Origin of the sequence: uncultured Gimesia sp., assembly GCF_963972345.1 — a bacterium.
GTDB lineage: Bacteria > Planctomycetota > Planctomycetia > Planctomycetales > Planctomycetaceae > Gimesia.
In genome coordinates this window covers 20,300-30,226 of the sequence record NZ_CAXAVM010000084.1, presented here as the reverse complement: position 1 = coordinate 30,226, position 9,927 = coordinate 20,300, and the positions used below count along the sequence as shown (strand labels likewise).

Below are 9,927 nucleotides of genomic sequence, written 5' to 3'. Positions count from 1 at the left end.
GTCAGCAGTTTCTTCAATGCGTCTGCACCGAATTCTTCCACCATGAAGTCAGCACACAGCAGGCTCTGACAGTAAGCGAAGTTCCAGTTATCCGACGATTTGGGCCTCACAAAGACGCCATCCAGTTCCTCCAGCGAATAAATTTCACCCTGGGGAACCCGCTTCACCAGCAACTGGTTGAATCGCTGAGGCCGGGCACTGCCTTCGCTGCGGACAGCCAGCGCTTCGGTAAACCAGTGTGGGATTTTGTATTTTGTCTGCTGCAGAGTAAAGACATGAACCAGTTCATGCTTGAGTACGCTGGCCCAGTTGAAGGGCTCTTTCATGGCCGTGGGGGATGTCAAGGCGACGACGGCGCCGGTCGAGGCACCGATGGTCTGAATCCAGGGCAATCCAATCATGCGGGCACTGAACCATTGGTGGGCAGACAGCCCTTTGGCATCGTGATAGATCTCAAACTGGGTTTTACCCGGCGGTTCATAACCAAACTGCGCGGCGAGTTCAGGATAGATCTCTTCCAGGTAATCCGCCATGTACTGACCGAGTATCGCGTCGGCACGGGAATCGTAACGAATCACAAAATGATCGGTTACGATGGCACCATATGACTCCAGTACGCCGAGCACTTTCCGCATGTTACTGACGCGCACATGATAAGGGTCCGATTTGAATGCTTCGTCTAATGTCTGCAGGGCCAGATCCGTTTTTCCCATCTGCATGTAGAGCATTCCCAGGGAAGATTTGGGGCCGGAAAGCTGAGGCATCAGGCTGATTGTTTTCAGGTAAGCAAATTCTGCGAACACAAACCGGCGTTTCATTTCCATTAACTGAGCCAGTTCATACAGAAAGTAGCCTGGTTTGGGATTGTGCTTGAGCAACTCTGTAGCCAGTTTTGTGAAACGAGATGCATCGGCCCGGGGTTCAGCTTCGTCAGACACGGTGAACAGTTCCGCCAGCGCTTCGCGTTCGGGAACGCCATCCAGCAGCAGATAACAGGCCGCCAGCCGGGCAAGCACCAGTTGGCTGCGGGCATTGATCTCCGCTGCGCTCTGTGCAGTTTTCAGGGCCTGATGAACTTGACCGTTAATCAGTTCCAGATCACAGCGGGTGAGCAGCGCATCGAGCAACCGGGGATTGATATCCAGGGCGCGCTCTATCATTTTGGCCGCTTCATCAAATTCATGTCCTTCAATGAAAGCGTATGCCAGGGCAACATAGACCTCTGCCGCCTGGGGATTGATTTTGAGCGCGGCGGTAAATTCATCGGCCGCCTGGGGACGGTTGTATTTTTCCTGTAAAATGGAACCACTGAGATACGCAGCCTGCCAGGCCAGCGGGTCTGCTTTGAGGACATCCGGGCAGACCGTATTGATCACAAACGTGAAGATCTGCGACACGCTGTTCCAGCGAGCGTACTGGGTGGCGCCTTCGCCGATCAGCAGCAGGGTTTCCGCATCTTCAGGTTGTGCCCGATTATAGTAACGGACAAACCAGCGATAACCTTCGTTGGCTTCGTCAATCTTGCCGGCGTCGGTCAGTAGATGTGCCTGGATCAGGTGTGCCAGTGGTTGATCTGCGTCCAATGCCAGAGCACGGCTGACATACTGATGAGCCTGCTCGTAATCTCCCGATTCATAACAGAGCTGCGCGCCGATCTCATGCAGCAGGGGACGTTCGGGAGCCTGTTTGATCGCGGCCTCCACGCGCTGGAGGGCTGCACGGGACTTGCCCGTCAGCCGATCCAGTTCAATCAGTCCCCGCTGTAATTTCAGATTCTGCTCTGCATTCGGCGGAGACGTTTTTCCCAGCAGTGCAGCTGCTTTGTCATAAACTTCACGGGACTCTTCATAGCGGCCATGCTGTCGATGGTCGTAAGCCGTTTTCAACAGCGTTTTGACGTCCGCCGAATCCGTGTCATCTGCAGCAGCCTGCAAAAGACCAGTATTCGCAGTCACACAGAATAAGATCATCAACGAGAGGAACGGGGCTCTGAATATACTGAAAAACGTGTCTGACATTCTTAGGTCCGAAGTAGTATCAAAGGAAACACCGCATGCTCCGATTTCACAGAAATGAAGGACGCGGCGATTTTTTATCAGTGGAGCTTGTCTCGTTACCGGCGGGGAGGAACTGGTCCTCTGCAGGAGGCTCAAGTGAAGACGCTGTTGACTGCTCATTCGTGTTAAGCTGCTGCCTGTTGAAATCCTGGATGGGAAGTCCGAATCCCAGCACCAGTTCCCGTTTGAGTTTTTCGGAAACCTTCGTCAGCAGAAACAATTCTTCGTTTTTCGACCAGGCAATTAGATTTCCGTTCCAGTAGGCAATACGATTGGCGGGCGTCGCAGGCACGCGCGCGTCTTTCGTAAGGATCCCCGTCAGGTTCAACGGGTCTGTGGCAGAAAGAATCGTCAACTCATCGCTGGTGGGGGCATCGCGCAGTTTGCGTAGTTCCTGAATTGTGCCCGACATGGCAAACTGCTCACCTGCCACGCCGGTCACAAAACGTCCGCCTCGAATTTCGCCACGCGCTTCTAGTCGGCGAAAGACCTGCAGCAGTTCAAACCACCGCGGTGCACCAGCTTCTTTGCTCATCAGGTCGCGAAAGACAACACCCCAGCGCCTGATCAACTGCCAGGCCCACTGTTCGACATATTCAAAATACTGCAGGCTCCGTTCTTCCACTTCCGCACTGGCTTCACGTCTCCAGATCGACCAGCGTCCGGTGTTGTTCGGAGTCGATCTTTTACGAACCAGGCCGATTCTGGATTTGCGGGAAGTACGTCTCTGTTTTGTGGAACGATCTTCCGTAAACTGTCGCATACCTGAATAACTGTCTGAGGTCACCAGGCCGCGCGAGATGAGTTCCCCCAGCGAATCGGCGATCTGGGAAGGCAGGGCTTGTGTCGTCGCCATCAGGTCAGCGGCAAACAGGGCGCCCCGCCGCGTTAACAGTTCCTGAACTTCCTGTGCGGGGCTGCTCAGATGGTGTTCTGCTTCGCTGTCTTCCAGGTTTGAAGAGACCTGGTTGAAACAGGTCAGCCAGGGAATATCTTCTCTCAGGAAGAATGAGACCGGGGCATTGCGGGTGATCCCGGTCATCGGTTTTCCCTGCTCGGCGGTGCGGCGGGGAGGATAGAGGCGGCCCCAGCCGACTTCGCCGGTAAAGCAGAGTTCGTCCAGCTGACTGCTCTGATAATTCGACAGGCGGGCAGGCAGGATATCCCGTTCCCAGCAGATCGCCGGGATATCGATGCCCTGCAGCATCGAGAGCACTTCAAACAGACCATTGGTGCCTGACCGTTTTTCTTCTCCCGTCAGGCCATGCAGCCTGGTCAGATATTGAATCAGAACGCTGACATCGACAGGTTGCACCTGGGCTCGCAGGCCTTGCAGTGTCAGTCGATGAATGCGGGACAACAGCCGACGGTGACACCATTCTTTCGGCGGAGCAGGGGATGTCTCTAGTTTTGTTTCTACTGTCTCTGACTCTTCCAGACTCTGGTCCCAGTTGGGATCTTTGATGCGGAAATAGCCCTGCATGGCAATGCCTTCACCTTCCAGGGCCATCAAAGCGGCTTCGGTCTGCGGCTCTGTCATTCCTGCCTGGTACGCCATTTCAGCCACCGTCTGCGGCCCACTGTTGTCCAACAGTCCGCGGATGATCGCGGTGCGGGCTTCCGTCGATTCCCATTCCTGCTGCACGCCGGCGGGAACATTCACAGACGGATGATGACTGCTGTCCGGAAAGGCTGCCAAAGCAGCCGGCAGTCGTTCCGTGGCTACCCAGCTGAGAGCGGTTACTTGAGCGGCAGGTGTGTCGGGGCGGACCAGTGTCGTGGCGCGTCCCGTTGCTTCCAGTTCCTGATACCAGTCAGACCATTCGGGATGTTCTTGGATTGGAAGGTGAATGCGTCCCAGCAGAACGTCGTGAAATTCATCAGCATTCCGAACGACGGGCTGCGCTTCCTGGCAGACCTGTGCGATGGCTTCCGGAGAGAGTCTTCCCAGGTCTTCGACACTTTCCACGGAAAGCGTATGCCTGGTCGCCACTGCGCGGGCGCGGCGTTCCTGCGCTTCGCCGCCATCCAGAAACGTATACGGACTGGAATTAAGCAGTTCATAACAGAAGGGGGAAGGTTCCCGGGTATCGCGGGGAATGAGTTTCACCGTGCCCTGTTCAATCTCGAGCAACACATTTTTCAATCCCTCAATGTCAAGTTGCTCATTCAGGCAGTCGGTGAGTGTCTGATCAACGAGGATATGATCGGGGCGGACGATCTCGCCGATTTCGTTTTCGGGGCACCCCGTCAGTCGTGGGAAGACTGCGGTGAGTAAGTCTTCGGCTCGAAAACGCTGTAGTGGCGGCGGGACTTTTTTACCGTTCTGCATGCGCGAGACGAGCAGTGCCCGCGTCACATTCCAGCGCCAACGCACGTGGAACATGGGGTGATCCAGAATCGCCTGTTCAGAGAGCTGCTGCACATTCCGGGTGTTGAGCATGGAAAACAGGCTTTCCAGCGGAAAGCTGTGCTGCGGACCCAGTGAAAGAATAATGCCATTATCGTCGGCTGTGGCCTGCAGTTCGAAGTTGTAGGAACGACAGAACCGTTTTCGCATGGTGTAACCCCACGCGCGATTGATGTCCCCTCCGAAGGGAGCATGAATCACCAGTTGCATACCCCCCGATTCATCAAAGAAGCGTTCAAATACGATCCGTTTTTGCGTAGGCACGACGCCCAGGGCGGCTTTCTGTGCCTGAACGTATTCCACGATCTGTTTACTGCCCCACTCGTCGGTGTTGGTTTCCTGAGAGAGCCAGAGAATTGCCTGCTCGGTATTTTCGATGCGGCGTTCGAGTTCTTCTCTCAAGTGCGAGATTTCCGTCGACAGTTCCAGCGAGCGACCGGGGGCTTCGCCAAACCAGAACGGAATGGAGGGAGGCGCACCATGGGCATCGACGACGGTAACATCGCCGCCGCGCACGTAGCGTACCTGCCAGGATGTGTTCCCCAGCAGAAAGATATCACCGGCCATGCTTTCGACGGCGAATTCTTCATCGACAGAGCCGACCACGGTCTGGTCATCCTCGGTGACCACGCGGTACGAAGCGACTTCCGGTATCGCGCCGCCGTTCATGGTGGAGACCAGACGGGCATTTTTGCGGCTGCGGATGCGGTTCTGAACCTGGTCATGATGCAGGTACACGCGGCTGCGGCCTGCAGTGCTGCTGATGCCCTCACTGAGAAACTGGAGCGTACTGTCAAAGTCTTTCCGCTTGAGATTGCGATACGAATAGGAACGCGTCAGGCTTTCGAACAGGTCATCGGTGTTCCATTCCTGGCAGGCCACTTCTGCAGTAATCTGCTGTGCCAAGATGTCAATGGGCGCTTCCGGCATACGCACCGTATCCAGAATTCCCTGCTTGATGGAGCGGACCAGGGCCATGCTTTCCACGAGTTCATCGCGTGAGAGTGCAAAGATCCGTCCTTTGGGGACCAGCCCCAGGGAATGCCCGGAGCGGCCGATGCGCTGCAGAAACGTGGCAATGCCCCGCGGTGAACCAATCTGGACGACCAGATCGATGTAACCGACATCGATGCCCAGTTCCAGAGAGGCGGTCGCGATGACCGCTTTGAGCTCGCCGCTTTTCAGTTTCTGTTCGGTACGGTGTCGGATTTTTGCAGATAACGATCCATGATGGCTGCCGACCACTTCTTCTCCCAGCCGTTCGGTGAGCTGGTGAGTGATGCGTTCTGCCAGGCGGCGGGTATTGACAAAGATCAAAGTGCTGTGATGCGAGTTGATCAGTTCGATAATCTGTTCCAGCACTTCGGCCCATTGTTCGTGAGTGCAGATGGCGCTCAATTCCGACGGAGGAACCTGGATCGCAACGTCCAGCGTGCGCGAGTGCCCGATGTTGACGATCCGACAGGACTGCTCGGGATATTCGCATGGTTCTTCAGGCGGTGATGCTTCCGAAATTTCAATTTCAGGCCGATTTCCCACCAGGTATTGCGCGACGCGATCAAGAGGTTTCTGTGTCGCCGACAGACCAATGCGCTGCAGGGGGTGATCCACCAGGGCTTCCAGGCGTTCGAGGGTGATTGACCAGTGGGAGCCGCGTTTGTCTCTTAAAAGAGCATGAATTTCATCGACGATCACCGTTTCCACTGTTTTCAGAGTTTCCCGGCTTTTGGATCCGGTCAACATTAAGTACAGCGATTCGGGGGTGGTTACTAATATATGAGGAGGCCGTTTGACGAGCGCGGCACGTTTGGAAGAAGGAGTATCGCCCGTGCGCAGGCCGATACGAATCGGCGTGAAGATCTCGCCGGCATCTTCCAGCAGTTGTGAGATTTCTTCCAGCGGTTGTTCCAGATTGCGGTGCATGTCGTTGGACAGGGCCCGCAATGGTGAGACATAGATAACACTTGTCTCATCATCCAGGTCACCAGCCAGGGAGCGTTTCACCAGGCGGTCAATCACCGAGAGAAAGGCGGTCAGCGTTTTTCCACTTCCCGTCGGAGCCGAGATCAAGGTGTGCTCACCCCGATTGATACAAGGCCAGCCCTGCTGCTGCGGTTCGGTCGGGTTCTGAAAACGATTCCGAAACCATTTTTCGATGATGGGGTGATAGCCGTAAAATGACATGTCTGCCCTTTGGAGTGACGGTAAGAGTTGCCCCTGTATTGTAAGAGGCTGACCACAATAATTTAACCTGTTTTCTCTGAAAATCTTTCAGTTTAGACTGTGTCCAGTATGACTGAGCGTCTTCAGGAGATGCTGTAGTAAAACGGGACACAGTCAATAATTGCGGAAATGAATTGATCTGTCGGGTGTAAAATCTCGTTAAAAAGAGTACAACCGATGATCAGTATCTGGCTATGATACAATAATAATGGATAAGGAAACCGTTCCGGTTTCCACACTGGTATAACCGCTTAAGAATCACAGGCATTGCCTGTCTCATAATTGAAAACAGTGAAAGTCACACGATGAAACATATCAACCAGATGCTACTGGCTTTTATTCTGGGACTTCTGGTGTTCAATGGAAGTTCGACTCTGCGGGCCGACCCGGCTGCGCCAGACAAACCGAAGCAGCAGCCTGCCGACGCAAAGAAAAAAGCAGACGCGGATGCGCCCCCCTCAAAACCGGCCTTGTTCATGACTATCGAAAGCCCGGTGGGTGAAGTGACTTACGGGCGAGTCACCAATGCGGCTTTAGCATTACAGAATGAAGCAGCTAAGACAGGGCAGACAGGCTATCTGGTTCTGCAGATTTCCCCCGGTTCCAGCCCGTTTCATCAGGTGCAGGGGCTGGCCAAGTTTCTGGCTTCCGCCCAGCTCTCCGATCTGAAGACCATTGCCTGGATCCCGGAGACCGTGATCGGGAATAATGTCGTCCTGGCGCTGGCCTGCGATGAAATCGTGATGCATCCGGATGCGGAACTGGGCGACATCGGCTATGGCAAAGCCCTGGATCAGGATGAACGCGAATTTGTACTGTCGATCGTCGAAAAACGCCATAATGCCAAGCTGAGTCGTGCCCTGGTGCTGGGCATGATGGACCCGCAACAGGCAGTGCTCAAGGTGAAAATCCAGCAGGGCGAAGGAGAAAACAGGCAGATTCTATCTCGCATTGTGACGCCGGATGAATTGAAACGCCTGCAGGAGAACAGGGCCGTCATAACCGACGTCGAAACGATCAAGGAAGCTGGCTCGCTGGGGGTCTTTTCCGGCAGCAAGGCCCGTGCCCTGGATGTACTGGTCCAGCAACTGGCTCCCACACGCGGCGAACTGGCTGAATTATATGGAATTCCCCGCGAGAAATTACGCGATGATCCTACCCTGGGAGACGCCCCCAAAGTCATGCTGATTAAAGTTGATGGCATGATTGAGCCTCTCTTGGAGGCGTTCCTCGAACGACAGATCAATCGGGCCGTCAATTCCGGGGCGAATATGCTGATTTTTGAGATCGATTCAGGCGGAGGCTACCTGATGTCGGGCACCAATCTGGCAAATATGATTGCTGACCTGGACTCGAGGCAGGTCAGAACGGTGGCTTATGTCCCCGATCACGCCATGAGCAGTGCCGCGATTATCGCGCTGGGCTGTGACGAAATTTTTCTCCGACCAGGGGCACAGATCGGAGACGCCGGACCCATTGAAATGAATGAAGATGGCCAGTTTGAGCACGTTCCTGAAAAAATTCTAAGTTCACTGCGCGTGACCTTGAAGGATCTCGCAGAGAAAAAAGGGCGACCTGCTGCCATCTGTGAAGCGATGTCTGATAAAGATCTGATTGTGTATGAAGTGACAAACAGTAAAACGGGACAGCTCTGGTATATGAGTGAAGAAGAAATTCACCTGTCCAATGGCGAATGGATCCAGGGCCCTGCTGTGCCTGAATCGCGGAAAGCAAATCTGTTAACGGTCAATGGTGTCCGGGCGCATGAATTGAAAATCGCTGAACCTGCGGTTCGGGATATGGATGAACTCAAGCAGCGTCTGGGAATTCCCGCTGATGTCACACTCAAAGCGGTAGGACGAACCTGGGTTGATACGCTGGTTTATGTTCTGAATTCCCAGCTCGTGACGTTTTTACTGTTCCTGCTGGGCGCGATCTTTGTTTACCTGGAGCTATATACTTTGACGGGGCTGTTCGGGATCTTGTCGGCGGTCTGTTTCGGGTTGTTCTTCTGGAGTCGCTTTCTGGGGGGGACGGCCGGGTATCTGGAAGTGGTACTCTTTTCGATCGGCCTGATCTGTATTCTGCTGGAAATCTTTGTTATTCCCGGGTTCGGTATCTTCGGTGTTTCCGGGGGCCTGCTGATGGTGACGTCGATCATTCTGGCCAGCCAGACATTTGGTGATTTTAATACGCTGCGCCCCGAATCTGATTTTGCCACGATGTCCAGTACTATCGCGACCATGAGCGCCTCACTGGTTACGGTGATCGTTCTCGCAATCGTGTTGAATCGATTTTTACCTGAATCAAAGCTGATGAGTTCCATCGTGCTGGCCCCGCCGGGCGAATATCAGAAACCCGCGACGCATGAGATCCAACTGGATCCGGAACTGATTCCCGGAAAAGGGACGTTAAAAGTCAAGGGGCTGCATCTGGAGGTCGGTATGGAAGGAGTCACACGCTCTGTTTTACGCCCTGCGGGACGGGTAGAAATTGAAGGAGTCTGGGTGGATGTCATCAGCGAGGGCCCTTATATCCAGGTGGGAGCGCCGGTCGTGGTCTCGCAAATTCAGGGCAATGAAGTGATTGTGCGAGAGGTAAGCTCTTGATATAAAGTGGTTTATGAGAATATGGCGTTTGCTGGCAGCGGGTGTTCCCCTGTTTAAGTGGGGAAAGATTACGGAAAAAGAATGCGGTCTGATTCTATTCAGCCCGGTTTTTGTAATCGAGGTGGCGTATCCATTGAATAATCTATTCAAATTGCTACATTAAGTAACTTAAATACCCTGAAAGCTAGCGTAATAGCTTTGTTTTCTCTTGCCATTACCAGTCTCAGATGAAGTCAAGACACGGACGTAGTGGCTGTCTTTGCATTGGGTTTTCCCCGATCTTCTCTGTTTGTCAAGTGGTTTGTTTTAAAGGTTTAGGTTAGAAGAATGTCAGTCACGCAGGAACGAAGAGCAGAATTGATTCAAGAATATCAGTCCAAAACAGGGGATACCGGATCTGCTGAAGTGCAGATTGCTGTACTTACGGAACGGATTGTTAATTTAACAGAGCATTTACGATCGAACGTGAAAGATCACGCCAGTCGTAGAGGTTTGCTGCAGATGGTAAGCCGTCGCCGCAGTCTGCTGGATTATTTGCATAAGAAAAGTGCAGAAAGCTATAGGGAAATTCTGGAGAAGTTAAACATCCGAAAATAGTTTCGGTGTTTGCTGCTCTGTGTCGGTTTGT

The 9,927-nt window shown here is 53.6% G+C and carries 4 protein-coding genes; 2 read left to right on the top strand and 2 right to left on the bottom strand.

The features are described from left to right. Both AACZ40_RS15290 and AACZ40_RS15285 read right to left on the bottom strand, forming a co-directional pair. Positions 1-1,955, bottom strand: a 1,955-nt coding sequence (locus tag AACZ40_RS15290) for a tetratricopeptide repeat protein (protein WP_339674904.1), incomplete at its 3' end; no start/stop codon positions are given. A gap of 109 nt (positions 1,956-2,064) precedes the next feature. Continuing rightward, positions 2,065-6,651: a DEAD/DEAH box helicase gene (locus tag AACZ40_RS15285; protein ID WP_291172100.1), complete on the bottom strand. Its 4,587-nt coding sequence runs from the start codon at positions 6,649-6,651 to the stop codon at positions 2,065-2,067. Between the two features lie 344 nt (positions 6,652-6,995). Between AACZ40_RS15285 and AACZ40_RS15280 the strand changes: the two genes are divergently transcribed. Both AACZ40_RS15280 and rpsO read left to right on the top strand, forming a co-directional pair. Beyond that, a complete protein-coding gene (locus tag AACZ40_RS15280; RefSeq protein WP_291172097.1) occupies positions 6,996-9,299 on the top strand; it encodes an NfeD family protein in 2,304 nt (767 codons plus the stop codon). A 327-nt stretch (positions 9,300-9,626) separates the two neighbouring features. After that, positions 9,627-9,896, top strand: coding sequence for a 30S ribosomal protein S15 (rpsO, locus tag AACZ40_RS15275; RefSeq protein ID WP_291172095.1), 270 nt, complete (start codon positions 9,627-9,629; stop codon positions 9,894-9,896). The last annotated feature ends 31 nt before the right edge of the window (positions 9,897-9,927 follow it).